At 65.7% G+C, this 25,057-nt stretch carries 21 protein-coding genes and 1 pseudogene; 18 read left to right on the plus strand and 4 right to left on the minus strand.

The features are described 5' to 3' along the window. Positions 1-19 precede the first annotated feature (19 nt). The 10 genes from bamA (at position 20) to tilS (ending at position 13,614) form a co-directional block, all read left to right on the plus strand. A complete protein-coding gene (gene bamA, locus LY622_RS11905; RefSeq protein ID WP_234291087.1) occupies positions 20-2,362 on the plus strand; it encodes an outer membrane protein assembly factor BamA in 2,343 nt (780 codons plus the stop codon). Positions 2,363-2,387: 25 nt separating this feature from the next. Further along, positions 2,388-2,888, plus strand: a complete 501-nt coding sequence (locus LY622_RS11910; protein WP_234291088.1) for an OmpH/Skp family outer membrane protein — start codon at positions 2,388-2,390, stop codon at positions 2,886-2,888. 47 nt (positions 2,889-2,935) lie between these two features. Beyond that, positions 2,936-3,976: a UDP-3-O-(3-hydroxymyristoyl)glucosamine N-acyltransferase gene (gene lpxD, locus LY622_RS11915; protein WP_234291089.1), complete on the plus strand. Its 1,041-nt coding sequence runs from the start codon at positions 2,936-2,938 to the stop codon at positions 3,974-3,976. Positions 3,977-4,099: 123 nt separating this feature from the next. Beyond that, positions 4,100-4,543 (plus strand): 3-hydroxyacyl-ACP dehydratase FabZ, encoded by a 444-nt coding sequence (gene fabZ / locus LY622_RS11920; RefSeq protein WP_234279576.1) that lies wholly within the window; start codon positions 4,100-4,102, stop codon positions 4,541-4,543. After that, positions 4,540-5,307, plus strand: a complete 768-nt coding sequence (gene lpxA / locus LY622_RS11925) for an acyl-ACP--UDP-N-acetylglucosamine O-acyltransferase (protein WP_234291090.1) — start codon at positions 4,540-4,542, stop codon at positions 5,305-5,307. The genes fabZ and lpxA overlap by 4 nt, the downstream gene beginning before the upstream one ends. A gap of 12 nt (positions 5,308-5,319) precedes the next feature. Beyond that, positions 5,320-6,606, plus strand: coding sequence for a lipid-A-disaccharide synthase (gene lpxB, locus LY622_RS11930; protein ID WP_234291091.1), 1,287 nt, complete (start codon positions 5,320-5,322; stop codon positions 6,604-6,606). Next, complete coding sequence (rnhB, locus tag LY622_RS11935; RefSeq protein WP_234291092.1) at positions 6,603-7,214, plus strand: ribonuclease HII; 612 nt, start codon at positions 6,603-6,605, stop codon at positions 7,212-7,214. The genes lpxB and rnhB overlap by 4 nt, the downstream gene beginning before the upstream one ends. Before the next feature lie 185 nt (positions 7,215-7,399). Further along, complete coding sequence (gene dnaE, locus LY622_RS11940; RefSeq protein WP_234291093.1) at positions 7,400-10,900, plus strand: DNA polymerase III subunit alpha; 3,501 nt, start codon at positions 7,400-7,402, stop codon at positions 10,898-10,900. Between the two features lie 333 nt (positions 10,901-11,233). After that, positions 11,234-12,187: an acetyl-CoA carboxylase carboxyl transferase subunit alpha gene (gene accA, locus LY622_RS11945; RefSeq protein ID WP_234291094.1), complete on the plus strand. Its 954-nt coding sequence runs from the start codon at positions 11,234-11,236 to the stop codon at positions 12,185-12,187. A gap of 143 nt (positions 12,188-12,330) precedes the next feature. Then, positions 12,331-13,614 (plus strand): tRNA lysidine(34) synthetase TilS, encoded by a 1,284-nt coding sequence (gene tilS / locus LY622_RS11950; RefSeq protein WP_234291095.1) that lies wholly within the window; start codon positions 12,331-12,333, stop codon positions 13,612-13,614. A 37-nt stretch (positions 13,615-13,651) separates the two neighbouring features. On the opposite strand, the pseudogene ppx reads toward tilS, so the two are convergent. After that, positions 13,652-14,611 (minus strand): annotated as a pseudogene (gene ppx / locus LY622_RS11955) (exopolyphosphatase); the annotation flags it as partial. 481 nt (positions 14,612-15,092) lie between these two features. Here ppx and rho point away from each other — a divergent pair. From rho to LY622_RS11985, 7 genes are all read left to right on the plus strand, one after another. Then, positions 15,093-16,352 carry a transcription termination factor Rho gene (rho, locus tag LY622_RS11960; RefSeq protein WP_066450947.1) on the plus strand — a complete coding sequence of 420 codons (1,260 nt, stop codon included), beginning with the start codon at positions 15,093-15,095 and terminating at the stop codon, positions 16,350-16,352. Positions 16,353-16,430: 78 nt separating this feature from the next. Next, a complete protein-coding gene (gene ubiD, locus LY622_RS11965; protein WP_234291096.1) occupies positions 16,431-17,930 on the plus strand; it encodes a 4-hydroxy-3-polyprenylbenzoate decarboxylase in 1,500 nt (499 codons plus the stop codon). Further along, positions 17,927-18,706: an NAD(P)H-flavin reductase gene (locus LY622_RS11970; RefSeq protein WP_234291097.1), complete on the plus strand. Its 780-nt coding sequence runs from the start codon at positions 17,927-17,929 to the stop codon at positions 18,704-18,706. Before ubiD ends, LY622_RS11970 begins: the two co-directional genes overlap by 4 nt. Further along, positions 18,703-19,416 carry a dihydromonapterin reductase gene (gene folM / locus LY622_RS11975; RefSeq protein WP_234291098.1) on the plus strand — a complete coding sequence of 238 codons (714 nt, stop codon included), beginning with the start codon at positions 18,703-18,705 and terminating at the stop codon, positions 19,414-19,416. Before LY622_RS11970 ends, folM begins: the two co-directional genes overlap by 4 nt. Positions 19,417-19,497: 81 nt before the next feature. Then, on the plus strand, positions 19,498-19,620 hold the full coding sequence (locus LY622_RS22480; RefSeq protein ID WP_255762564.1) for a hypothetical protein: 123 nt from the start codon (positions 19,498-19,500) through the stop codon (positions 19,618-19,620). A gap of 528 nt (positions 19,621-20,148) precedes the next feature. Further along, positions 20,149-21,240: a 3-deoxy-7-phosphoheptulonate synthase gene (locus tag LY622_RS11980; protein WP_439649585.1), complete on the plus strand. Its 1,092-nt coding sequence runs from the start codon at positions 20,149-20,151 to the stop codon at positions 21,238-21,240. 106 nt (positions 21,241-21,346) lie between these two features. Beyond that, positions 21,347-21,859: a DUF3087 family protein gene (locus LY622_RS11985; RefSeq protein WP_234291099.1), complete on the plus strand. Its 513-nt coding sequence runs from the start codon at positions 21,347-21,349 to the stop codon at positions 21,857-21,859. Here LY622_RS11985 and hemB read toward each other — a convergent pair. Beyond that, positions 21,856-22,857, minus strand: coding sequence for a porphobilinogen synthase (hemB, locus tag LY622_RS11990; protein WP_439649587.1), 1,002 nt, complete (start codon positions 22,855-22,857; stop codon positions 21,856-21,858). The two genes, LY622_RS11985 and hemB, sit on opposite strands and share 4 nt — an antisense overlap. Positions 22,858-23,043: 186 nt before the next feature. Between hemB and elbB the strand changes: the two genes are divergently transcribed. Next, positions 23,044-23,706 (plus strand): isoprenoid biosynthesis glyoxalase ElbB, encoded by a 663-nt coding sequence (gene elbB, locus LY622_RS11995; RefSeq protein WP_234291101.1) that lies wholly within the window; start codon positions 23,044-23,046, stop codon positions 23,704-23,706. A gap of 108 nt (positions 23,707-23,814) precedes the next feature. Here the strand turns inward: elbB and tatC are convergent, their stop codons facing one another. Both tatC and tatB read right to left on the minus strand, forming a co-directional pair. Then, positions 23,815-24,603: a twin-arginine translocase subunit TatC gene (gene tatC, locus LY622_RS12000; RefSeq protein WP_234291102.1), complete on the minus strand. Its 789-nt coding sequence runs from the start codon at positions 24,601-24,603 to the stop codon at positions 23,815-23,817. Beyond that, positions 24,600-25,055: a Sec-independent protein translocase protein TatB gene (gene tatB / locus LY622_RS12005; RefSeq protein ID WP_234291103.1), complete on the minus strand. Its 456-nt coding sequence runs from the start codon at positions 25,053-25,055 to the stop codon at positions 24,600-24,602. The genes tatC and tatB overlap by 4 nt, the downstream gene beginning before the upstream one ends. Positions 25,056-25,057: the final 2 nt, after the last annotated feature.

Here is a 25,057-nt window from a genome sequence, read left to right on the forward strand (position 1 = left end):
ACGCGAGCGAAGCGACTGCATGAATATCAAGACCCTCGGACTGGCGGCTCTGCTGCTGGCCGGTTCCAATACGGTGCTGGCCGAATCTTTTGAAGTGACCGACATTCGCGTGGAAGGGCTGCAGCGGGTTTCCGCCGCTTCCGTCTTCAACGCCTTCCCCGTCAGTGCCCGAGATCGGGTGGATGACCGCGAACTGGCGGAGGCGGCACGCAGCCTGTTCGCCACCGGCCTGTTCGACGATATCCAGCTGGCCAGGGACGGTGACGTGCTGGTCATCCAGGTGGTGGAACGCCCCACCATCTCGCGGCTCAACATCAGCGGCAACCGTCACCTTTCCGAGGAGGATCTGCGTCGCGGACTTCGCGAAGGCGGGCTTGCCGAAGGGCAGGTGCTGCAGCTCTCCACGCTCGAGGAGATCCAGCGCGAGCTGGAGGGCGTCTACCAGGCCCAGGGCCGCTACAGCGCTCGCATCGATACCAGCGTGCGTGAAATCGACGAGGGGCGGGTCCAGGTCGATATCGACATCAACGAAGGTGCCGTGGCCAAGATCCGCCAGATCAACGTCGTCGGCAACCGTGAATTCGACGACGACGAACTGCGTGATGTCTTCGAGCTCAACGACCGTCCCGGTCGCTTCTTCGGCTGGTTCTCGAGAGACGAATACTCCCGTGAAGCCTTGGCGGGCGACCTGGAACGGCTGCGCTCCTTCTATCTCGATCGTGGCTATGTGGACTTTGCCATCACCTCCACCCAGGTGTCGATCAGCCCGGACAAGTCGCAGATCTTCGTCACCGTCAATATCGATGAGGGCCGCCAGTATCGCCTGGGCGACATCCGTTTCGCCGGAGACCTGCAGATCAGCGAGCGTGAAGCGCGCGATCTGCTCCAGGTGGAGAGCGGCCAGATATTCTCGCGTAGCGACGTCACCGCCTCCACCGAAGCCCTGCGTGCCCGCCTGGGTGCCGAGGGCTTCGCCTTCGCCCGGGTCGAAGGCGTGCCGGAGCCGGGTGCCGACGGCTCGACGGTGGATCTCACCATCATGGTCCAGCCGGGACAGCGTGCCTACGTGCGGCGCATCAACTTCATCGGTAACACCAGCACTCAGGATGAGGTGTTGCGTCGCGAGATGATCCAGATGGAGGGCGCCCCCGCCTCCACCGAGTCGATCAGCCAGTCGCGTCGTCGCCTGGAGCGCCTGGGCTTCTTCAGCCAGGTGGAAGTGGATACCCAGCCGGTGGCGGGGGAGCCCGACAAGCTGGATGTCACCTATACCGTCGAGGAGCAGCCCTCCGGCTCGGTGTCGGCGAGCATCGGCTTCTCCCAGAGCGCCGGCGTGATCTACGGCGCGGCGCTGGCCCAGAACAACTTCCTGGGGACCGGCAACCGGGTCAACGTCGGCGCACAGCGCAGCGATACCTTCACCAGTCTCAACTTCGGCTACACCGATCCCTACTGGACACTGGACGGCATCTCGCGGGGCTACAACCTGTTCTATCGCGAGACCGATTACGAGGATTCGGATATCTCGACCTACTCCACCGACGCCTATGGCGCGGGGATCAACTTCGGCTATCCGATCAGCGAACTGTCGCGGCTCAATTTCGGCGCCAGTATCGAGGACCTGACGGTCAAGACCTATCGCGATACCGCCTCGGAGATCGTGCGCTACGTCGACGAGCAGGGCGACAACGCCCAGAGCCTCAAGCTCACCGCCAGCTGGACGCGCAACAACCTGAACCGTGGCATCATGCCCACCTCGGGCAACTACCAGCGTCTGTCGCTGGAGACCGCTGCGCCGGGCAGCGACGCGGAGTATTACAAGCTGCGGGCCAGGGCGCAGCAGCTGTTTCCCCTGAACGAAGAGGAGACCTGGGCGCTGAAATTCGGCTCGACCCTGGGCTATGCCGACAGCATCGGTAACGATCCCCATCCCTTCTACGAGAACTTCTTCTCCGGCGGCCTCGGCTCGGTGCGCGGTTTCACGGCCAATACCCTGGGCCAGCGGACCACCCCCCGCGAGGCGGGACGTGACCGTACCCTGGGTGGCAACGTTCTGGTCGAGGGTAGTGCAGAGCTGCTCTTCCCGATGCCCTTCCTCGAGAACCAGCGGTCGCTGCAGACCGGTTTCTTCGTCGATGCCGGCAACACCTTCCTGACCAGCTGTTACCCGGTGGTCGAGGGTGACGGGCCCTCGAACTGCTCCTCCGGTGTCGATCTGGGCGAGCTGCGCTACAGTGCCGGTATCGGCCTCTCCTGGCTGACCCCGGTGGGTCCGCTGACCTTCAGTATCGCCGAACCGCTCAACGACAAGAGTGGCGACGATACCCAGTTCTTCCAGTTCTCACTGGGTCAGACCTTCTGACCCCGCATCGACCAAGGAGTCATTCATGCGCAAGTTGACCGCCATTCTCTGTATTGGCCTGTTCAGTGTCCTGGCACTGCCGGCGCATGCCGCCGAGGTCGCCATGCTGGATTGGCGGCAGGCACTGCTCTCGTCCGATGCCGCCCAGCGCTCCATGGAGCAGCTGGAGAGCCGCCTTCGTGGCCAGCAGCAGGAAGCCCAGGGGCTGGGTGAAGAACTGCAGAACCTGCAGCAGCGCCTGCAGGGGGGCAGCTTCTCCGATGCCGAGCGTGAGACCATGATCCAGGAGTTCCAGCAGAAGGGCAGCCGCTTCGAGCAACTGCGCCAGCAGATCATCGAGGAGCAAATGCGCTCGGAGCAGGAATTCCTGCAGCAGTCCGAACCGAAGCTTGAACAGGCTGTGGAGCAGGTCATCTCCCGGCACGGCATCCAGGTGCTGGTCGATCCCCAGGGAGTGCTTCACTCGGAGACCGATCTGCCGAACCTGACCCAGGAAGTGACCGATATCCTCAACTCGCTCAACTGATCCGTCACGGCGGCTTGCCGCCGTGCTCTGCTGACTACCGGGCTTTCATGACGCAACCTGCTCCCCCACAGTTCACCCTCGCCGATCTCGCCGAACAGCTCGGAGCGCGGCTGGTGGGTGACGGTACGCGCCGCATCACGGGACTGGCAACCTTGCAGGACGCCGGCCCCGAACAGGTCGCCTTCGTGGCCAATCTCTCCTACCTGAAGAGTTTGCAAGACACCCGCGCCGGTGCCGTGCTGCTCCACCCCGAGCACGCCGGCGAATGCCCGGTGGACCGTCTGGAACTCGACAACCCCTATCTCGGCTATGCGCAGCTGTCGCGGCTCTTCGACCCGTTCCTGTCCCGGCCGGCCGGAGGCATCCATGCGACGGCGGTGGTGGCCGACGACGTACGGTTGGGGGGCGGGGTGGAGATAGGCCCCCAGGCGGTCGTCGAGCCCGGCGTCGAGCTGGGTGACGACGTCGTGATCGGCCCCGGCTGTGTGGTGGGGGCGAATACGCGGATCGGCGCCGGGTCACGACTGCACCCCAACGTGACCGTCTGCCATGGTGTCGTCATCGGCGAGCGGGCTATCCTGCACAGCAACTGTGTCATCGGGGGCGACGGCTTCGGCTTCGCCCATGATGGAAGGCGCTGGCACAAGATCGCCCAGCTGGGCGGCGTGGTGCTGGGGGACGATGTCGAAGTCGGCAGCTGCTCCAGCATCGACCGCGGGGCGCTGGACGACACCGTCATCGGCAACGACGTCAAGATTGACAGCCAGGTGCAGATCGCCCACAACGTGCACATCGGCGACCACAGCGCCCTTGCCGGCTGTGTCGGTATCGCCGGCTCGACCCGGGTGGGGAGCAACTGCATGCTCGGTGGCGGTGTGGGACTCGCCGGCCATCTGACGATCTGTGACGGAGTGCAGGTCACCGGCATGAGCCTGGTGACCAACTCGATTCATGAGCCGGGGGTCTACTCGTCGGGTACTGGCGCGATGCAGAACGCACAGTGGCGCAAGAATGCGGTGCGCTTCAAGCAGCTCGACGATATCGCCCGCCGCCTGGCCAAGCTCGAAAAGCGCAACCAGGAGGGTTGAGACGAAGTCTGGCGACGCTATAATCCATCGCCTGCCTTTCTCTCCCTGCAGGCATTTTGGAAAGCCGGATGCAACATGCCAATGCTGCTCCGGCTTTCCTACTTCCTTTCAGAGGTCGCTACGATGGAAATGGACATCAACGAGATTCGTGATTATCTGCCGCACCGCTATCCCTTCCTGCTGGTGGATCGGGTCACGGAACTGGCGCTCGGCGAACTGATCATTGGCTACAAGAACGTCAGCATCAACGAACCGTTCTTCAACGGTCACTTCCCGCATCACCCGATCATGCCCGGTGTGCTGGTGCTCGAGGCCCTGGCCCAGGTGTGCGGTATCCTGGGATTCAAGACCGTCAACAAGCTGCCCGCGGACGGCTATGTCTACTATCTCGTGGGCAGCGACAACGTGCGCTTCAAGCGCCCGGTCATGCCCGGCGACTGCCTGGTGCTGGAGGCTCGCGTGGAACGTGAAAAGCGCGGCATCTGGAAATTCGCCTGCCGTGCTACCGTAGGGGGCGAACTGGCCTGTGAGGCCGACATCATCTGTGCCGAGAGGAAGGTTGCTTGATACATACCACTGCCATCGTCGATCCCAGTGCGCGCCTGGCCGAGGATGTCGAGGTCGGACCTTTCACCGTGATCGGGCCCGACGTCGAGATCGGGGCCGGCAGTCGGATCGGTCCTCATGTCGTGATCAAGGGGCCGACCGTGCTGGGCGAACGCACTCGCATCTTCCAGTTTGCCTCGGTGGGTGAGGATTGCCAGGACAAGAAGTATGCCGGCGAACCGACGCGACTGGTGATGGGGGACGACAACGTTATCCGTGAGGGCGCGACGCTGCATCGTGGCACCGCCCAGGATCGTGGCGAGACCACCATCGGTTCGCGCAACCTGTTCATGGCCTATGTTCACGTGGGGCACGACTGTCTCATCGGCAGCGACTGCGTGCTCGCCAATCAGGTGACCCTGGCCGGTCATGTCACCCTGGGTGATTTCGCCATACTGGGTGGGCTCTCCGCGATCCACCAGTTCTGCCATTTCGGCTCCTATGCCATGGCCGGCGGTGGCTCGATCATCACCAAGGACACGCCGTCCTTCGTGATGATCAATGGCAACCCTGCCAGGGCTCATGGCCTCAACCTGACGGGGCTGAAGCGTCGTGGTTTCTCGAAGGAAGCGATCAAGGCGCTGAGCGAGTCCTACAAGCTGGTCTATCGCCAGGGGTTGACCGTCGAGCAGGCCCTGGATGCCATCCGCAGTCGTTTCCCGCTGCCCGAAACCGAAGCCTTCGCCGCCTCCATCGAGGTGTCGTCCCGTGGCATCATTCGCTGACGTGACACGGTCATGACGGTAAGACGCGTCTACATCGTGGCCGGTGAGCTCTCCGGCGACAACCTGGGTACCGGCCTGATGCGCGCCCTGAAGGCCCGTCACCCGGACGTCGAATTCCGCGGTATCGGCGGGCCGGGAATGATCGGGGAAGGCATGGAGAGTCGCTTTCCCCTGGAAATCCTCTCGGTGATGGGGCTGGTCGAGGTGATCAAGCACCTCCCCGAGCTGATCCGCGTGCGCCGCTCCCTCAGGTCTGACGCCCTGGCCTGGCAGCCGGATATCATGATCGGTATCGATGCCCCCGACTTCAATCTCGGCCTGGAACGACAGCTGCGCGAAGCGGGCATCACCACCGCACACTATGTCAGCCCCACGGTGTGGGCCTGGCGCCAGGGGCGGGTCAAGGGTATCGCCCGCTCCGTCGATGCCATGCTCACCTTCCTGCCCTTCGAGGCCGCCTTCTACGCCCGCCACCGGGTGCCGGTGGCCTTCGTCGGCCATCCGCTGGCCGACGAGCTGCCGCTGACCAACGATCGTGCCACGGCCCGGGCCGCGCTGGGGCTGGACGAGGACGCGGCGATTCTGGCCCTGCTGCCGGGGTCCCGGACAAACGAGATTCGCTTTCTCGGCGACACCTTCCTCGACGCCGCCGAGCAGCTGTGCCGAACCCGTCCCGGGCTCAAGGTGGTGATCCCCGCGGCGACGCCGAAGCGGCACGAAGAGCTGAGCGAGCTGCTGGCGGCACGCCCCGACCTCGCCGGCCGGGTGGTGCTGCTCGACGGCCGCGCCCGGGAGGCCATGGTCGCGGCCGACGCCGTGCTGCTGGCATCGGGTACCGCGGCACTGGAGGCGATGCTCTGTCACCGCGCCATGCTGGTGGCCTACAAGATGGCACCGGCCACCCACTGGCTGGCCAAGCGGCTGGTCAAGACGGAATGGATCTCGCTGCCCAACCTGATTGCGCGCGAGACCCTGGTGCCCGAGCTGATCCAGGAAGCGGCCAGTGCGTCGGCCATCGCCGCACGCCTGGGCGAGATGCTCGATGACGACGACTATCGCTTGGCGCTGGAGACGCGCTTCGCCGAGATGCATGCCGGGCTGCAGCGCGATGCCAGTCGTCGTGCCTGTGACGCCGTCGAGGCGCTGGTGGAGGGGCGCGCGCTGCCCGAGAGCGTCTCGCCCGCCAGTGCTATCGCCGCCGCCGAGGCGGGGGCGAAGCCAGGAGGTGCCCGGGCGGGAGAGGTGGGAGAGGTGAAGAGCCCGGAGCAGGCAGAGACGAGAGAGCGCACAGAGCGATGAAACCATGTGACCTGCCACCCCTGACCATCGACTACCAGGGCACCCTGCTGGCGGGTGTCGACGAGGTTGGCCGTGGACCACTGGTTGGCGCCGTGGTGGCCGCCGCCGTGATCCTCGATCCGGCCAGGCCCATCGCCGGCCTGGCCGACTCCAAGCAGCTCACGGCAGAGCGCCGCGAACGGCTGGATGACGAGATTCGCGAAAAGGCCCTGGCCTTTGCCGTGGCCGAGGCGTCGGTTGCCGAGATCGATGAACTCAATATCTATCACGCCACCCATCTCGCCATGCGCCGGGCCATCGATGCCCTGCCGCTGGCCGCGGAGTACCTGCTGGTGGACGGTAATCGCCTGCCCGGGCATCATGTTCCCGGCCAGGCGGTGGTGAAGGGCGATGCCCGCCACCCGGCCATTGCCGCGGCTTCGATACTCGCCAAGGTGGCGCGCGATGCGCAGATGGTGGCGCTCGACGGCCTCTTTCCCGGCTACGGCTTCGCCCGCCACAAGGGCTATCCGACCCGCGAGCACCTGGCCGTCCTGGAGCGCCTGGGGCCGCTGCCGGAGCACCGCCGCTCCTTCGGCCCGGTCAGGCGCCAGCTGGCGCTGCTCTAGGCCAATGTTCAGTACTTCCGATATTGAGGAGCGCCGGGGACAGGTCGTAGCAGGGGTCTTTTGCCATGGATGGCAAAAGTAGCGTACAGGGAGGTATTTACAGCGCCCCTGCGGAGAGCTGTCGCCGGATCAGCTCCGAGCAATGTCACCAGCACCACTTTTCGCTGCCAAATCTTGAGTCCGCTATGACCACGCCCTTCGTACATCTTCGCGTTCACACCGAATACTCGCTGGTCGACGGCCTGGTGCGGCTCAAGCCGCTGATCAAGGCCACGGCCGAGCGGGGTATGCCGGCCCTGGCCGTCACCGACGAGGCCAACCTGTTCGGCCTGGTCAAGTTCTATCGCGGTGCCCAGGGTGCCGGGCTCAAGCCGATCATCGGCGCCGACCTGTGGCTGGCCAACCCCTTCGACGAGGGCCACCCCTACCGCCTGACCCTGCTGGCCATGAACGACATCGGCTACCGAAACCTCACCGAGCTGATATCCCGTGGCTGGATGGAGGGGCAGCGGCAGGGTCGGGCACTGCTCGACCGCGCCTGGGTGCTCGAGCAGAGCGAGGGGCTGATCGCCCTGTCCGGCGCCCGCGACGGTGAGATCGGCCGCCATCTGCTCTCCGACCACCGGGACGAAGCCCGGGCGCTGCTGGACGAGTGGAACGCCGCCTTCCCGGGGCGCTTCTATCTGGAGCTGGTGCGTACCGGCCGGCCGCTGGAGGAGGAGTGTGTGCATCTGTCGGTGGCGCTGGCCATGGAGACGGGTACGCCGGTGGTGGCCACCAACGACGTGCGTTTCCTCGAGCGCGACGACTTCTGGGCCCACGAGACCCGGGTCTCCATCGGCGAGGGCCGTGCGCTCGACGACAAGCGACGCGAGCGGCGCTACACCGAGGAGCAGTACCTCAAGAGCCCCGAAGAGATGGCCGATCTCTTCTCGGATATCCCCGCCGCGCTCGAGAACAGCCTGATGATCGCCGCGCGCTGCAGCGTTGACGTGCGGCTGGGCGAGATATTCCTGCCCGAATTCGAGATTCCCGAGGGCATGACCCAGGACGAGTTCTTCCGCAAGGTCTCCCACGATGGCCTGACCGAGCGACTCGACTTCCTGTTCCCGGCCGAGCGTTACCCGAGGGACGGGGCGGAGTATGCCGAGATCGACGCCCGCTACCGCAAGCGCCTGGATTTCGAGCTCGATATCATCATCCAGATGGGTTTCCCCGGCTACTTCCTGATCGTGATGGACTTCATCCAGTGGGCCAAGGACAACAGTGTCCCGGTGGGGCCGGGGCGTGGCTCCGGTGCCGGCTCGCTGGTGGCCTACGCCCAGAAGATCACCGACCTCGACCCGCTGGAGTATGACCTGCTGTTCGAGCGCTTCCTCAACCCCGAGCGGGTCTCGATGCCCGACTTCGACGTCGACTTCTGCATGGAGAAGCGCGACCGGGTCATCGAGTACGTGGCCGACCGCTACGGGCGCAACGCCGTGTCCCAGATCGTCACCTTCGGCACCATGGCCGCCAAGGCGGTGGTGCGCGACGTGGCCCGGGCCCAGGGCCGCCCCTACTCGCTCGGCGACAAGCTCTCCAAGCTGATTCCCTTCGAGGTCGGCATGACCCTGGCCAAGGCCATCGAGGCCGAGCCGGCGCTGAAGGAGTTCATCGACAACGACGACGAGGCCCAGGAAATCTGGGAGATGGCGATCAAGCTGGAGGGCATCACCCGCGGCACCGGCAAGCACGCTGGCGGCGTGGTGATCGCCCCCACCAAGCTCACCGACTTCGCACCGCTGCTGTGCGACGAGGAGGGCAACGGCCTGGTCGTGCAGTTCGACAAGAACGACATCGAGGAGGCCGGGCTGGTCAAGTTCGACTTCCTGGGGCTGCGGACCCTGACCATCATCGACTGGGCGCTGGAGATGGTCGACAAGGTGCGTGCGGCGGCCGGCCAGGGGCCGCTCAACATCGACACCATCCCGCTGGATGACGCCCCCACCTTCGAGATGCTCAAGCGCGCCGAGACCACGGCGGTGTTCCAGCTCGAATCCCGCGGCATGAAGGAGCTCATCAAGCGCCTGCTGCCGGACTCGCTGGAGGACATGATCGCCCTGGTGGCGCTGTTCCGCCCCGGCCCCCTGCAGTCGGGCATGGTCGACGACTTCATCAACCGCAAGCACGGCCGTGCCGAGATCTCCTACCCCCACCCGGACTACCAGCACGAGCTGCTCAAGCCGGTGCTCGAACCCACCTACGGCATCATCCTCTACCAGGAGCAGGTGATGCAGATCGCCCAGGTGCTGGCAGGGTACAGCCTGGGACAGGCCGACATGCTGCGCCGGGCCATGGGCAAGAAGAAGCCGGAGGAGATGGCCAAGCAGCGTGCCGGCTTCATGGAGGGCTGTGCCGCCAACGGCATCGACAAGGAGCTCGCGGGCAATATCTTCGACCTGGTGGAGAAATTCGCCGGCTACGGCTTCAACAAGTCGCACTCGGCGGCCTACGGCCTGGTCTCCTACCAGACCGCCTGGCTCAAGTCACACTACCCCGGCCCCTTCATGGCGGCGGTGATGTCCACCGAAATGGACAACCTCGACAAGGTGGTGCCGCTGATCGAGGAGTGCCGCCACCTGGGGCTGACCGTGACCCCGCCGGACGTCAACGTCGGCGGCTACAAGTTCACCGTCGATATCGAGGCGCGGGTGGTCTACGGCCTGGGCGCCATCCGCGGCGTGGGCGAGGGGCCCATCGGTGCCATCGTCGAGGCCCGCGAGGCCGGCGGCCCCTTCAGCGACCTGTTCGATTTCTGCCGCCGGGTCGACCCCCGGCGCATGAACAAGCGTACCCTGGAGGCGCTGATCCGCTCCGGGGCGCTGGACAACCTCGGCCCCAATCGCGCGGTGCTCAGCGCGGCGATGGAGGCCGCGCTCAAGGCCGCGGCCCAGACCCAGGCCAACCAGAACCTGGGCATGATCGACATGTTCGGCGAGGCCTTCGCCGACGAGGCGGAGGTGGACCCCTACGAGGCCTATCGTCAGGCCCGTGAGTGGACCGACAAGGAGCGCCTGGCCGGCGAGAAGGAGACGCTGGGGCTCTACCTCACGGGTCACCCCATCGACGAATACGAACAGGAACTCAAGCGCTTCGTCTCGACGCGTATCAGCGACCTCAAGCCCTCGCGCGAGCCGCAGCGGGTCGCCGGCCTGGTGGTGGGGATGCGCACCATGAAGTCCAAGCGCGGCGACACCATGGCCTTTCTCACCCTCGACGACCGCACCGGACGCATCGAGGCGTCGCTGTTCGGTGAGATGTTCGAGGCGCTGCGTGGCCAGCTCGACACCGAGCAGGTATTGATCGTCGAGGGGGAGGTCTCCAGCGACGACTACTCCGGCGGGCTGCGCCTGCGCGGCAAGGAGATCACCCCCATGGTGGCGGCGCGCAGCCGCTACGGCGAGGCCGTGGAGCTCTCCCTCGACGGCGACCGGGTCAACGGGCGGCTGGTCGACAACCTCCGCGACAGCCTCTCGCCCCACTGCGACGCGAGCGGGCTGCCGGTCCGGCTGCGTTATCGCAACGGCGAGGCCGTCGGCTGGCTGGAGCTGGACGAGCAGTGGCGGGTAGCGCCCTGCGACGAACTGCTGATCGCGCTGCGCGAGGTGCAAGGGCAGGACGGCGTGCGGTTGAAGTACCGCTAGGCATCGCCTTGCGCCTTCCAGCGAGGGGTGAGGGGCGAAGGGCGAAGGGCGATGGCGACGGGGCTGAAGTATCACTAGGCTCTGGACTGCCCGCGCCGCGAGCGGCGCCGGGGACAGGTCGAAGCGGAGGTCCTTTTCCAGGGATGGAAAAGGTAGCGCCCAGGGACGGGTTCACAGCGCCTCCGCATAGACCTGTCGCCGGAAAAGCCGCGTTTTCACGCCTTGCGCGACTTCGTCAGGGTGCGATAATGCCGACACTCGAATTTATGGCTTCCGGGGCAAGAAGCGGTCAATGTACCCCGGCGACAGCAATGACAAGGCGGCTTAGCCACTATGAATCCCAACTATCTCGATTTCGAACAGCCCATCGCCGAGCTTCAGGCCAAGATCGAAGAACTGCGCCTGGTCGGCAACGACAGTCAGGTCAGCCTCAGTGACGAGGTCAGTCGACTCGAAGAGAAGAGCCGCAAGCTCACCGAGTCGATCTTCAAGGGCCTGAGCCCCTGGCAGGTGTCGCAGCTTTCGCGCCATCCGCAGCGCCCCTACACCCTGGACTACCTCGAGCACATCTTCACCGACTTCGATGAGCTGCATGGCGACCGTCGCTTTGCCGACGACCCGGCCATCGTCGGCGGGGTGGCGCGCCTGGACGACCGTCCGGTCATGGTCATCGGCCACCAGAAGGGGCGCGAGGTGAAGGAGAAGGTGCGCCGCAACTTCGGCATGCCGCGTCCCGAGGGCTACCGCAAGGCGTGCCGGCTGATGGAGATGGCCGAGCGCTTCAAGATGCCGGTGCTGACCTTCATCGACACGCCCGGTGCCTACCCCGGTATCGATGCCGAGGAGCGCGGCCAGTCGGAAGCCATCGCCTACAACCTGGCGGTGATGTCGCGTCTCAAGACGCCGATTCTCGCCACCGTGGTGGGCGAGGGCGGCTCCGGCGGGGCGCTGGCCATCGGCGTCTGCGACGAGCTGGCCATGCTGCAGTACTCCACCTATGCGGTGATCTCGCCGGAGGGTTGCGCCTCGATCCTGTGGAAGAGCGCCGAGAAGGCCTCCGACGCCGCCCAGGCCATGGGCATCACCGCCGAGCGGCTCAAGGAGCTGGGCTTCGTCGACACGCTGATTCCCGAGCCGCTGGGCGGCGCCCATCGGCATCCGGTCGATACCGCCGAGCGGGTCAAGACGGCGCTGCTGGCGAGTCTCGACCGCCTGGAGGCCATGGATACCGAGGCCCTCCTCGAGCGCCGGTATGAGCGCCTGATGAGCTATGGCGCCCCTGCTTAACGGCCCTTTCTGCGCTCGGTCAGGCGTTGTTGGAGAAGACCTCGAAATGCTCATTTACCCCCTTGTAAACTGCGCTTTCTCGGTCTTCTCCGCCTAGCCTGACCTTCGCTCGAAGCGGGCCCGTTGGCTTGGAGGTTTTGACCATGTCCCTGCAAACCCTGATCGATGACGCCCTGGCGGAGACCCCGCCGGGGCGTGTCGTATGGGTAGCGCTTTCCGGCGGACTGGACTCCTCGCTGCTGCTGACCCTGGCGGCGCATGCCATTCGGCGCTATCCCCGCCCGCTCTACGCGCTCCACGTGCATCATGGCCTGCAGGCTGGCGCCGATGACTTCGAGGCCCACTGCCGGCGGCTCTGCTCCCGTCTCGGGGTGCCGCTGTTCGTCGAGCGAGTTGACGTCTCGCTGTCGGGGGGGCTGGGGCTGGAAGGGGCGGCCCGCCAGGCCCGCTATTCGGCCTTCCAGCGCCGGGTCGCCTGCGGCGAGGCCCTGTGGCTCGCCCAGCACCGCGACGACCAGGCCGAGACCTTCCTGCTCGCTGCCCTGCGTGGCAGCGGCGTGCGCGGCCTGGCGGGAATGCCGCCAGGCCGCGAGTGGCAGGGAAGGTGCCTGGTGCGCCCCCTGCTGACGCGTTCACGTGGCGAACTCGAAGCCGAGGCCCAGCGGATCGGGCTGCGCTGGATGGAGGATCCCTCCAACGCCGACGAGTCACTCGATCGCAACTTCCTGCGCCGCAGCGTGCTGCCGCTGCTGCAGTCGCGCTGGCCTCATGCCGGCGAGGCGCTGGCGAGCGCGGCAAGGCAAGCCGGGGAGGCCGATGCGCTGCTCGACGAACTGGCCGCCCTGGACCTCCAGCACCTGGGGGGAGATCCCGGGCAGCTCTCGGTGACGGCCGTCAGGGCCTTGTCGCCCCCCCGCCAGCGGCTGCTGATTCGTCACGCCTGCCGCTGCCTGTCGCTGCCCACGCCTCCCGAGGCGCGCCTCGCCGCCCTTATGGCGCAGCTGTCGGCACGGCGCGATGCTCGGGTACGAGTCGATTGGCCGAACGGTGAGGCACGGATCTGGCGGGAGCGCCTCTACCTGCGCAGCCCGGGCGGCTTTCTGCCGGCGGGATGGAGGGTCGATTGGGACGGACTGTCGCCCCTGCCGCCCCCCCTGGAGCGCTGGGCCCTGGCGCTGCGGCGCCGTGAGGGAGGGCCGGCTGCGCTTCGGCTCACGCTGCGCCAGGGCGGTGAGCGCCTGCGCCTGATGGGGCGTGGTTCGCGGGATCTGAAGCGCCTGCTACAGGAAGCCGATCTTCCTCCCTGGGAGCGTGAGCGGCTGCTGGTGGCATGGCACGGCGATGCGGTGGTGGCGGTGCTGTTGCCGGAGCAGGGGCGCTGGCTGGTCGTGGCGGAGGGCTGGGAAGCCGACTCAGGCTCTGAATGAGGCTGGCTCAGTCGCCATTGCTGGCGAACTCGCCGCCGCGCTCCACCATGTCGTAGAGCACCCCCTCCCGCAGGGCGCCATCGGCGTAACGCAGCCGGGTGAGGCCGAAGGTCTCGAAGATGGCGCCAAGAATGGCCACGCCAGCGGGAAAGATGCGCGCCCTGTCGAGCTTGAGCCCCTCCATGGCGACGTTGTCCAGATGTCCACAGGCGATCAGCCGCTGGCGCAGAGCGAGAAGTCCCTGACGGGTAATGGTGGCTTCTCCAGTGCTCTCGTCGCTTGCCGCCAGGACCGAGGCGACGGCCTTGATGGTGCCGCTGGAGCCGACCGGGTCGGTCCAGCCGAAGGCCTGGTAGGCGCGGCTGACTCGGCTGCAGGCTACCCTGGCGGCCTGCTCGGCTCGACTCATGCTGGCTTCACAGAGAGAGCCGTCCGAAAAATGGCGCTGGGTGAAGGTCACACAGCCGATGTCCAGGCTCTCCAGGTGCAGCGGCGCGAAGTTCTCGCCGATGGCAAACTCGGTGGAGCCGCCGCCGATATCGATGATCAGGCGCTTGCCGTTCTCGGCCAGGGCATGCGCCGCGCCCAGGTAGATCAGGCGCGCTTCCTCACGGCCGTCGATGATCTCGATGCGACAGCCGAGCAGTGACTCCGCGCGCTCGACGAAGGCCTGGCGGTTGCGTGCCGTGCGCAGTGCGCTGGTGCCCACGACCCGCAGGCGGCCGGGTGCGATGTCGCCCAGCAGTGGAACGAAGCGAGCCAGGCAGCGCAGTGCACGCTCTATCGCCTCCTCGCTCAATCGATTGGCCTGGTCGAGGCCGGCGGCGAGCTGGACCTTTTCGCCCAGGCGTGACACGGCCTGCAGCCGGCCCTCCTGGAAATCGGCGACCAGCAGGTGAAAGCTGTTGGAGCCCAGGTCGATCGCGGCCAGCCGCGGAAGGGGCGCGGTGGCTGCGAGCGGTGTTTCGGGGCGATGCCGGTCCAATGGCTGAGTCATCGAGTCATCCTGATGGCAGAGAGTCCAAGGTTGCGGTGACTCCCCTGTCGTGTCAATTAGCAGGATGAGTCGGTTTATGGACTTGCGTTCGTCGCCGCCCTTGACTAACATCGAGTCGTTCGCCTGTTCCGAATGCTTTCCGACCGAGACACGACGTCCGCGTCGCGGTCAACATCAAGTCGTCAGACAGCCCCTTTTGTCGCTCGTCATCATGTGCCCGAAAGGCATGGTGGCACTCGAAGACGCCCAGGCGATTACAGTCCAGGCGACAACAGCGCTGCTCCCTCGAACACGATACCGTTCCGGCGACCCCTTCTAGTGCTGGTTAGTGCATGAAGTTAGGTCCTGATTTGCCGGTCATCACCTGCGAGTGGAAGCCTTCCCAGGCTCTGAACGCACCCAAGCGGCGTACCGTTTTATCCCCCGTCACATTCACGGCGCCGTGCCGCCACGCTGACATGAGCAACTTCCGAACACACCGATGAATCTTACCGAACTCAAGCAAAAGACCGTCCCGGAGCTCCTGGAGCTTGCCCGCGAAATGGGCATCGACAACCTGGCTCGCTCGCGCAAGCAGGACATCATCTTCGCCATCCTCAAGAAGCACGCCAAGAGCGGCGAGGATATCTACGGCGATGGGGTGCTCGAAATCCTGCAGGACGGCTTCGGCTTCCTGCGCAGCGCCGACAGCTCCTACCTGGCCGGCCCCGACGACATCTATGTTTCGCCGTCGCAGATCCGTCGCTTCAACCTGCGCAAGGGCGATTCCATTTCCGGCAAGATTCGGCCGCCGAAGGAAGGGGAGCGCTACTTCGCGCTGCTCAAGGTCAGCCAGATCAACTTCGACAAGCCGGAAAACGCCAAGCACAAGATCCTGTTCGAGAACCTCACGCCACTGTTCCCCAACGAGCGGCTGCGCATGGAGATCGGCAACGGCTCCACCGAGGATCTGACGTCGCGCATCATCGATCTCACCGCGCCCATCGGCAAGGGCCAGCGTGGCCTGATCGTCTCGCCGCCCAAGGCGGGCAAGACGCTGATGCTGCAGAACATCGCCACCTCGATCACGCGTAACGATCCCGACTGCCACCTGATCGTGCTGTTGATCGACGAGCGCCCCGAGGAAGTGACCGAGATGTCGCGCACGGTGCGCGGCGAAGTGGTCGCTTCGACCTTCGACGAGCCGCCGGCCCGTCACGTCCAGGTCGCCGAGATGGTCATCGAGAAGGCCAAGCGCCTGGTGGAGCACAAGAAGGACGTGGTGATCCTGCTCGACTCCATCACCCGCCTGGCGCGCGCCTACAACACCGTGGTGCCCAGCTCCGGCAAGGTGCTCACCGGCGGTGTCGACGCCCACGCCCTGGAGAAGCCCAAGCGCTTCTTCGGCGCCGCGCGTAACATCGAGGAGGGCGGCAGCCTGACCATCATCGCCACGGCGCTGGTGGATACCGGCTCCAAGATGGACGAGGTGATCTTCGAGGAGTTCAAGGGCACCGGCAACATGGAAGCCCACCTGGACCGCAAGCTGGCCGAGCGTCGCGTCTACCCGGCAATCAACATTCGCCGTTCCGGCACCCGCCGCGAGGACCTGATCGCCTCCGAGGACGAGATGCAACGCATGTGGATCCTGCGCAAGCTACTCAACCCGATGGAAGATACCGCGGCTACCGAGTTCCTGATCGACCGACTCAAGGATACGAAGACTAACCTCGAGTTCTTCGAAGCAATGAAACGCCGCTAAGCGGGATCGGCGGTGCGAAAAGGGGCGGCATGCTATGCTGCCCCTTTCGTCGTTCGGGAAACGGGATAGGATTGGTTCATGAAATACAAGGATCTACGGGATTTTATCGCCGCGCTGGAGGCGCAGGGCGAGCTGGTGCGAGTCTCGGCCGAGGTCGACCCCTACCTGGAAATCACCGAGATCTGCGACCGCACCCTGCGCGCCGGTGGCCCGGCGCTGCTGTTCGAGAACGTCAAGGGTCACGACATGCCGCTGCTCGGCAACCTGTTCGGCACGCCGAAGCGGGTCGCCCTGGGCATGGGTCAGGACAGCGTCGAGGCGCTGCGCGAGGTGGGCAAGCTGCTCGCCTTCCTCAAGGAGCCCGACCCGCCCAAGGGCATGCGTGACGCCTGGGACAAGCTGCCGATCTTCAAGCAGGTCATGAGCATGGGGCCGAAGACGGTGCGTTCGGCCCCGGTCCAGGCGCTCGTCTATGAGGGCGACGACGTCGATCTCGGTCGGCTGCCGATCCAGCACTGCTGGCCAGGCGATGTCGCCCCCCTGGTGACCTGGCCGCTGGTGGTCACCCGCGGGCCGCACAAGAAGCGCCAGAACCTGGGCATCTACCGCCAGCAGAAGCTCTCCCGCAACCGACTGATCATGCGCTGGCTGTCACACCGGGGGGGCGCGCTCGACTTCCAGGAGTTCCAGCAGACGAACCCCGGCGAGCCCTTCCCGGTGGCGGTGGCGCTGGGCGCCGACCCGGCCACCATCCTGGGTGCGGTCACCCCGGTGCCCGACTCGCTCTCCGAATACGCCTTCGCCGGACTCCTGAGGGGCTCGCGCACCGAGCTGGTCAAGTGCGGGCACGCCGACCTGCAGGTGCCGGCCTCGGCGGAGATCATTCTGGAGGGCTTCATCTACCCGGATGACACCGCGCCGGAAGGCCCCTACGGCGATCACACCGGCTACTACAACGAGGTCGACGAATTCCCGGTCTTCACGGTCACGCGCATGACCATGCGGAAAGACGCCATCTACCATTCGACCTACACCGGACGGCCGCCGGACGAGCCGGCGATACTGGGCGTGGCGCTCAACGAGGTCTTCGTGCCGATCCTGCGCAAGCAGTTTTCCGAAATTACCGACTTCTATCTCCCTCCGGAGGGCTGCTCCTACCGCATGGCGGTGGTGACCATGAAGAAGCAGTACCCGGGTCACGCCAAGCGGGTGATGATGGGGGTGTGGAGCTTCCTGCGCCAGTTCATGTACACCAAGTTCGTGGTGGTGCTCGACGACGACGTCAGCGCCCGGGACTGGAAGGACGTGATCTGGGCCATCACCACGCGGATGGACCCGGCCCGGGACACCGTGCTGGTGGAGAATACGCCCATCGACTACCTCGACTTCGCCTCCCCGGTGGCGGGGCTGGGATCGAAGATGGGGCTGGACGCCACCGCCAAGTGGCCCGGCGAAACCGATAGAGAGTGGGGCACGCCCATCGTCATGGACGAGGCCGTCAAGGCCCGCGTCAGCGAACGCTGGAACGAACTGGGCATCGCGCTGCCTTCCAACCCTGATGACAAGAGGCATTCATGACGGCAAGGACTCTGACCTGCCAGGTGACGGCAGTGGAGGATCTCACTCCCGACGTGTTCCGCGTCCGGCTGGAGGGGCGCCCCGAGGCCATGGCCCATGACCCCGGCCAGTACCTCGAGCTGGCGCTCGACGATGACACCTGGGTGCCGTTCTCCATTGCCAACGCCCATGGCGGTGACGGCACCCTCGAACTGCATATCCAGCACTGGCCCGAGCGGGAGAACTCCGAGCGCCTGCGCGACCTGGTCGTGGTTGCCCGGCACCTGACCCTGCGCATGCCGGGGGGCGACTGCGTGCTGGACAGCACCAGCCAGCGGCCGCTGTTGCTGATTGCCGCGGGTACCGGATTCGCCCAGATGAAAGCCATCGTCGAGGCCTCGCTGCACGAGTCCCCGGAGCGACCCATCGACCTCTGGTGGGCGGCGCGGGAGCGGCGTGACCTCTATCTCGAGAGCCTGCCGTGGGAGTGGGCCGAGAGCCACGAGAATGTCCGCTTCCATGTGGTCACCGAGGTGGCGCCGGAGACGTCGGTAGCCGGCGAGCGCATCCAGGGGCACCGGGGACGCATCGACCAGGCGCTGGCGGAGGGGCTCGACGATATCTCCGGCCATGACGTCTACCTCTCCGGATCGCCGGGCATGGTCTACGCCTGCGTCGATGTACTGGCCTCGCTGGGGCTCACTGCCTCCCGGGTCTTCTCCGATGTCTTCGCCTATGCGCCGCGCCAACCGCTGGTGCCTACGGCCGGCGTGCTCAGGCGGGAGGGCGGTCGGTGAGCGCCTCGCCGATCCTGATCACCGGCGGCGCGCAGCGCCTGGGGCGTCACTGTGCCGAACGGCTGGCCGAGGACGGGCATCCCGTGATCATCAGCTATCGCCGTGAACGCGAGGCGCTGGCGGCCCTGCGCGAGCGGGGTATCGTGACCCTCGAGGCGGACTTCTCCACCGAAGCGGGTATCCTCGACTTTATCGCTCGCCTCAAGAGCGAGACATCGTCGCTAAGGGCCATCGTGCACAATGCCAGCGATTGGGCGCCGGACTCCGCCGGCGATCAGGCGGGGGCGACCTTCGAGCGGCTGTTCCGCATTCATATGCAGGCGCCCTACCTGGTCAACCTGCACTGCCGTGAGCTGCTGGACGCCTGCGGGGAGCCCCAGCGCGATATCGTACATATCACCGACTACGTCGTGCAGAAGGGGTCGAGGAAGCACGCCGCCTATGCCGCGACCAAGGCGGGGCTGGAGAGCCTGACGCTGTCGTTCGCGGCCATGTACGCCCCGTCGATCCAGGTCAACGGCATCGCTCCAGCCCTGATCATGCTCAATGAGGGCGACGATGAAGCCTACATCGAGAGGGCGCGGGCCAAGTCGGCCATGGGTATGGTGCCGGGCCCGGGGGTGTTCTATCAGAGCCTGCGCTACCTGCTCGACAATCGCTATGTGACCGGGATCACCCTGCCTCTCGATGGTGGTCGCCATCTCCGCTAGACTGTCAGTCACAGGCACGCTGCCTTGCCGATCGAAGGTCAGCAGCGGCATGACGAACCCGCTGACGGAAAGGAGACGAGTATGGCCCCCCTCAAGGAGTATCACGACGAGAGTGGTCCGCTGTGGTTTCTTGCCCTGCTGGCAGTACTGGCGCTGAACCTGTTGCCGCTGATCATCGGCGTGTTACGCGCCGTGGCCGCCTGATTCCGGGCTTGCCAAGGTTGCCGCGATGCGGCACGATGAAAGCAGAATCCAGGGAGACAACCATGACACCGAGCCCTACTCAGACCTGCAGCTCCTTCAGCCGCGCCCCCGGCGCGGTGGAGTCGCGTGGTTGCGGTGGTCAGTTCGGTGGTCAGTATTGGTACTGGTTTAGCGCCGGTGTGCCGGCGGCCGGGTCCTAGGACACCGCCGCGAAGGCACACCCTAACCGGGTTGCCTCCCACCAGAAACCCCCGGTCGGCAACCCGCCCGGGGGTTTTGCGTTATGCAGCCCCGAACACTATCTTTGCAACGCAGCCTTTTGCAACGCAGCAATGAGAGGAGACGCACCATGACCGCACGCTACAGCGCCTTTGCCGCCTACGCCCGGAACCGCCAGGATTATCATGGCTGGGGCTATGGCTGGCGATTTAGCGCTACGCGGTCGGGTCAGTGCGCCACCTCCGACCGTGAGATCTCGGGTGGCACGGACGCGACACGATGTTTGCCGATCTCACGGAGTTGACCACCATGAATGCCCATACAACCCTTGCCGAGCGCCTGCCCGACAACCTTGCCGATCTCGATGTCGCCGCCGACACGAACCGAACCGAGATGACGCTACCGACACCCGTCGAACTGCGTCGCAGCCTCCCGCTGGACCCGCTGCTGGCCGAGCGGCTTCAGGCCCAACGCCAGGCCGTCCACGATATCCTGGAGGGCCGTGACGACCGATTGCTGGTCGTGGTGGGCCCCTGCTCGATCCACGACCCCGTGGCGGCGCTGGAGTACGCGCAACGCCTGGCCGAGCTGGCACCCAGGGTGTCGGATCGCCTGCTGCCGGTGATGCGTGTCTACGTGGAGAAACCGCGCACTACGGTGGGCTGGAAGGGGCTTGCCTATGATCCCGGCCTCGACGGCAGTGGCGACATGGCCCTCGGCCTTCGGCTGTCGCGCCAGCTGATGCGCGATATCGCCTCCCTTGGCCTGCCGGTGGCCACCGAACTGCTGCAGCCGATGCTTGCGCCCTACCTGGAAGATCTGCTGGCCTGGGTTGCCATCGGCGCGCGCACCACCGAATCCCAGCTGCATCGAGAGCTGGCCAGTGGCCTGGACGCGGCGGTGGGCTTCAAGAATGCCACCAGCGGCGACGTCAAGGTCGCCCTGGACGCCATGCAGGCGGCGGCGCATCCCCACCAGCACTTCGGCCTTGCCGCCGATGGTCGCCCCGTGATGCGGGAAACCGCGGGCAACCCCCACACTCACCTGGTGCTGCGCGGCGGCCATGACGGCCCCAACCACGACGCCGACTCGGTGCGCGCCTGTCGCCAGGCACTGGAAGTCGCCGGACTGGCGCCTCGCCTGATGGTCGACTGCAGCCATGCCAATGCCTGCAAGGACCATCGCCGCCAGGGCGAGGTGCTGCGCGACGTGCTGGCCCAGCGCCTGGCCGGCGAGACCTCGCTGATGGGGCTGATGCTGGAGAGCCACCTGGAGGAGGGGCGCCAAGCCCTCGAGCCCGCTACCATGCGCTACGGCGTGTCGGTGACCGACGCCTGCCTGGGCTGGGAAGCCACCGAGGCGCTGCTGCTGGAGGCAGCGGAACAGCTTCGCTCGGCCTGATCCGGCTGGCTGGCCATGCCGACATGGCCTCTTTGCCTGTACCGTGGCGGTGAATGACGGGATAATCCCGTACTTTCCCGCCGCGAGCCAAGCAGAGGAGGCACCGATGCCGTTCCGTTTCGAGCACCATGACCCGGAAACCTACCGTCGCAAGGCGCGGCTGATCAGCGTGGCCATGGCCGCCCAGCTGGTCGTCTTCGGGCTGGTGCTCTCCCAGCTACTGACCACCACTTTCGGTTCCAGCCTCTGGCTCAACGGGCTTGGGGTGTTGCTGGGCCTGATCGTCACCAGCCTGACCTTCGCCGTGCTTCGCGAGCGCCCCTGGATGACCGAGATGCGTTACGTATGGCAGCTCAAGCACCACCTTTCCCGGGTCAGCGGCTATCTTTCCACCCTGCGTCGCGAGGCGGCGCTGGGCAATGACGTGGCACTCGACCTGATGACCTTCTACCACCAGGGCATGGTGCAGCTGGCCGAGCTCAACGGCCGCACCATGGATGACGATGCCGAACTCATCGCCGAGCGGCAGAAGATCAGGGGGCTGCGCCAAGAGCGGGGCCTGGCCGAGCGGGTAGAGGGGTTCGACCCCCACGACCTGGCCGCCTTCAAGCGTAGTTAGCCTTCTGCCAGCAGCCGGGCCGCGCGCTTGGCGAAGTAGGTGAGGATGCCGTCGGCACCGGCTCGCTTGAAGCACATCAGAGACTCGAGGATCACCTCGTCGGCCGACAGCCAGCCGTTGTCGAAGGCGGCCATGTGCATGGCGTACTCGCCGCTCACCTGATAGGCGTAGGTGGGCACCTTGAGCTCGTCCTTGATGCGCCGCACCACGTCCAGATAGGGCATGCCCGGCTTGACCATCACCATGTCGGCCCCCTCGGCCAGGTCGAGGGCCACTTCGTGCAGCGCCTCGTCGCCGTTGGCCGGGTCCATCTGGTAGGTGCGCTTGTCCGCCTTCCCCAGGTTGGCAGCGGAGCCCACGGCATCGCGGAAGGGGCCGTAGTAGTGGGAAGCGTACTTGGCGCTGTAGGCCATGATGCGGACGTTGTGCAGGTGCTCCTGCTCGAGTACCTGGCGGATCTCGCCGATGCGGCCATCCATCATGTCGGAGGGTGCCACCACGTCGGCCCCGGCCTCGGCATGGGAGAGCGCCTGCTTGAGCAGGGTCTCCACGGTGCGGTCGTTGAGGACATAGCCGCTGGCGTCGATGATGCCGTCCTGGCCGTGGCTGGTATAGGGGTCGAGGGCCACGTCGGTGATGATGCCGAGCTCGGGAATGGCCTCCTTCAGCGCCCGGACGCTGCGCTGCACCAGGCCGCTGGAGCTGTAGGCCTCTTCGGCCAGCTCGCTCTTCAGCGACTGGTCCACCACGGGGAACAGGGCGATGGCAGGAATGCCCAGTTGATGGGCTTCCCGGGCCTCCTCGATCAGCAGGTCCAGCGACAGGCGCTCGACGCCGGGCATCGAGGGAACGGCTTCGCGGCGCTGCTCGCCATCGAGCACGAACACTGGCCAGATCAGGTCGGCGGGCGTCAGGGTCGATTCCCGCATCAGGCGGCGCGAGAAGTCGTCACGGCGCATGCGGCGCATGCGGGTGGCGGGAAACTGGCGTGTGGTCATGAAGCTCAAGGCTCTTCTCCGGCTGTGGGGCCCTGGCGACCCCGTGTCGATGCCCATGAGTATATCAGTGCAACCCGCTACCGAAAGCTGCGGCTTGTCGCACCCCGTGCGACTCTCTAAAGTGTTGGCTTCACCATTTCAGGCAGAGCCCTTCATTCAAGGGGCTTTCATTACAAGGAGAAAGGCATGAGCAAACAGGTGGCGGTCATCCTGTCGGGCTGCGGCGTGCAGGATGGCTCGGAGATCTACGAGACCACCCTGACCCTGCTGCGGCTGGACCAGCTGGGTATCGGCTATCGCTGCTTCGCGCCGGACATCGAGCAGCATCATGTCATCGATCATCGCAGCAACGAGGTTGTCGAAGGTGAGCTGCGCAACGTGCTGACGGAGTCGGCGCGGTTGGCGCGCGGTGACATCAGCCCACTCGAGGATCTCGACGCGGCCGAGTTCGACGCCGTGATCCTGCCCGGCGGTTTCGGGGCGGCCAAGAACCTGTCCAACTTCGCCTGGGCGGGTAACGATATGGAAGTCCATGAGGACCTCATCGACGCCATTGCGCCGTTTCATGAGGCGCGCAAGCCCATCGGCCTGATGTGTATCGCGCCCGCCCTGGTGCCGAAGCTACTGGGCCCCGGGATCGCCGTGACGATCGGGCACGACCCGGGTATTTCCGGCGGCATCAGTGCCATGGGGGGGCTGCACCGCAGCTGTGGCGTCGAGGATATCGTGGTCGACTTCGAGAACCGCGTCGTCACCACGCCGGCCTATATGCTGGCGACCCGTATCAGCGAGGCCGCTACCGGCATCTTCAAGCTGGTCGATCGTATCGACGAGATGATGGATCTCTAGCCTCTGGCGACACAGAAAAATGCCCCCGCCCGATTCACTCGAGTGGGGGCATTTTTATGCAGAATGTGTCTCGGTTTCGCTGCCTAGCTGTTCGCTGTGCAATGCCGCTCAGGGTTCGTCCCGCTCTGGGGTTTCGTCGTTCGTCTCGGAGGTCTTGCGCCGGCGGTGGCGGACCAGGCGGCCGAACAGGATCCCCACCTCGTAGAGCAGGTACATGGGCACCGCCAGCAGGCTTTGGGAGATCACGTCCGGCGGTGTCAGCAGCATGCCGACCACGAAGCAGCCCAGGATCACATAGGGGCGTTTCTTCGACAGGCTCTCCACGGTGGTGGCGCCGGAGGCGATCAGCAGGAAGGTGGCGATGGGAATCTCGAAGGCCACGCCGAAGGCGAAGAACAGCTTGAGTACGAAGTTCAGGTACTGGTTGATGTCGGTCATCACCGCCACGTTCTCCGGCCCGGTCTGGGTGAAGAACTGGAACAGCAGCGGGAACACCGCATAGTAGGCGAAGGCCGCACCGGCGTAGAAGAGGCCGACGCTGGAGGCCAGTATCGGCAGGGCCAGGGCCTTTTCATTATCGTAGAGCCCCGGCGCGACGAAGGCCCAGGCCTGGTGAAGCACGTAGGGGATGGCCACGAACACGGCCACCACCAGGGTCAGCTTGAAGGGGGCGAGAAAGGGTGAAGCCACCTCGGTGGCGATCATCTGGGAGCCTTCCGGCAGCAGCGCCATCAGCGGCTGGGCCACGAAGGTGTAGATCTCGTTGGCGAAGGGGTAGAGCCCGAGGAAGATCACCAGGATCGCGACGACCGCGCGCAGCAGTCGCGATCGCAGTTCAATGAGGTGTTCGATCAAGGGAGCCTGGCCGAGATCCTGCTTGTCACCGGAGTCGCTCATCGGGAAGCGGCATCCTTCTTGTCATCGTCGGGAGGAGAGGGGCGCTCGCTCGAGGTCGGCTCATCGGGTTGCTGGGCGCTGGCCAGGGCGTCGTCGAGCCGGGCAGCGGCAGGTCGCGGCGGAGCGTCGTCAGCGGTGCTGTCAGGCTCGGCTCTTTCGTCGCTGTGTCGGCTGGGTGTCGAGGAGGTGTAGGGCTTGGCGATACTCTCCACGTCGCGCTTGGCCCTGTCGAGGCTCTCATCGAGCTTCGACTGCTGCTCCTTGAGCTTCTGACGCAGCTCTTCCGCCTCGAGCTGCGAGCTGATCTCCCGCTGCATGCTCGAGACGGTGCGCTTGATCTTGCCCACCCACAGCCCGACGGTGCGCGCCGCCTTGGGCAAGCGCTCCGGGCCCAGTACAAGCAGGCCCACGACCCCGAGGATCAGGAGTTCGAGAAAGCCGATATCAAACATGA

Source organism: Halomonas alkalisoli, assembly GCF_021412585.1.
In the GTDB taxonomy this organism is placed as follows: domain Bacteria; phylum Pseudomonadota; class Gammaproteobacteria; order Pseudomonadales; family Halomonadaceae; genus Halomonas; species Halomonas alkalisoli.

What these genes read in the sequence shown, in the direction of transcription:
- tilS (WP_234291095.1), top strand. Translation starts at nt 12,331, where the DNA reads ATGTCCCTGCAAACCCTGATCGATGACGCCCTGGCGGAGACCCCGCCG.
- LY622_RS11910 (WP_234291088.1), top strand. Translation starts at nt 2,388, where the DNA reads ATGCGCAAGTTGACCGCCATTCTCTGTATTGGCCTGTTCAGTGTCCTG.
- LY622_RS22480 (WP_255762564.1), top strand. Translation starts at nt 19,498, where the DNA reads ATGGCCCCCCTCAAGGAGTATCACGACGAGAGTGGTCCGCTGTGGTTT.
- rho (WP_066450947.1), top strand. Translation starts at nt 15,093, where the DNA reads ATGAATCTTACCGAACTCAAGCAAAAGACCGTCCCGGAGCTCCTGGAG.
- bamA (WP_234291087.1), top strand. Translation starts at nt 20, where the DNA reads ATGAATATCAAGACCCTCGGACTGGCGGCTCTGCTGCTGGCCGGTTCC.
- dnaE (WP_234291093.1), top strand. Translation starts at nt 7,400, where the DNA reads ATGACCACGCCCTTCGTACATCTTCGCGTTCACACCGAATACTCGCTG.
- hemB (WP_439649587.1), bottom strand. Translation starts at nt 22,857, where the DNA reads ATGACCACACGCCAGTTTCCCGCCACCCGCATGCGCCGCATGCGCCGT.
- ubiD (WP_234291096.1), top strand. Translation starts at nt 16,431, where the DNA reads ATGAAATACAAGGATCTACGGGATTTTATCGCCGCGCTGGAGGCGCAG.
- accA (WP_234291094.1), top strand. Translation starts at nt 11,234, where the DNA reads ATGAATCCCAACTATCTCGATTTCGAACAGCCCATCGCCGAGCTTCAG.
- rnhB (WP_234291092.1), top strand. Translation starts at nt 6,603, where the DNA reads ATGAAACCATGTGACCTGCCACCCCTGACCATCGACTACCAGGGCACC.
- elbB (WP_234291101.1), top strand. Translation starts at nt 23,044, where the DNA reads ATGAGCAAACAGGTGGCGGTCATCCTGTCGGGCTGCGGCGTGCAGGAT.
- LY622_RS11970 (WP_234291097.1), top strand. Translation starts at nt 17,927, where the DNA reads ATGACGGCAAGGACTCTGACCTGCCAGGTGACGGCAGTGGAGGATCTC.
- fabZ (WP_234279576.1), top strand. Translation starts at nt 4,100, where the DNA reads ATGGAAATGGACATCAACGAGATTCGTGATTATCTGCCGCACCGCTAT.
- lpxD (WP_234291089.1), top strand. Translation starts at nt 2,936, where the DNA reads ATGACGCAACCTGCTCCCCCACAGTTCACCCTCGCCGATCTCGCCGAA.
- LY622_RS11980 (WP_439649585.1), top strand. Translation starts at nt 20,149, where the DNA reads ATGAATGCCCATACAACCCTTGCCGAGCGCCTGCCCGACAACCTTGCC.
- lpxB (WP_234291091.1), top strand. Translation starts at nt 5,320, where the DNA reads ATGACGGTAAGACGCGTCTACATCGTGGCCGGTGAGCTCTCCGGCGAC.
- tatC (WP_234291102.1), bottom strand. Translation starts at nt 24,603, where the DNA reads ATGAGCGACTCCGGTGACAAGCAGGATCTCGGCCAGGCTCCCTTGATC.
- tatB (WP_234291103.1), bottom strand. Translation starts at nt 25,055, where the DNA reads ATGTTTGATATCGGCTTTCTCGAACTCCTGATCCTCGGGGTCGTGGGC.
- LY622_RS11985 (WP_234291099.1), top strand. Translation starts at nt 21,347, where the DNA reads ATGCCGTTCCGTTTCGAGCACCATGACCCGGAAACCTACCGTCGCAAG.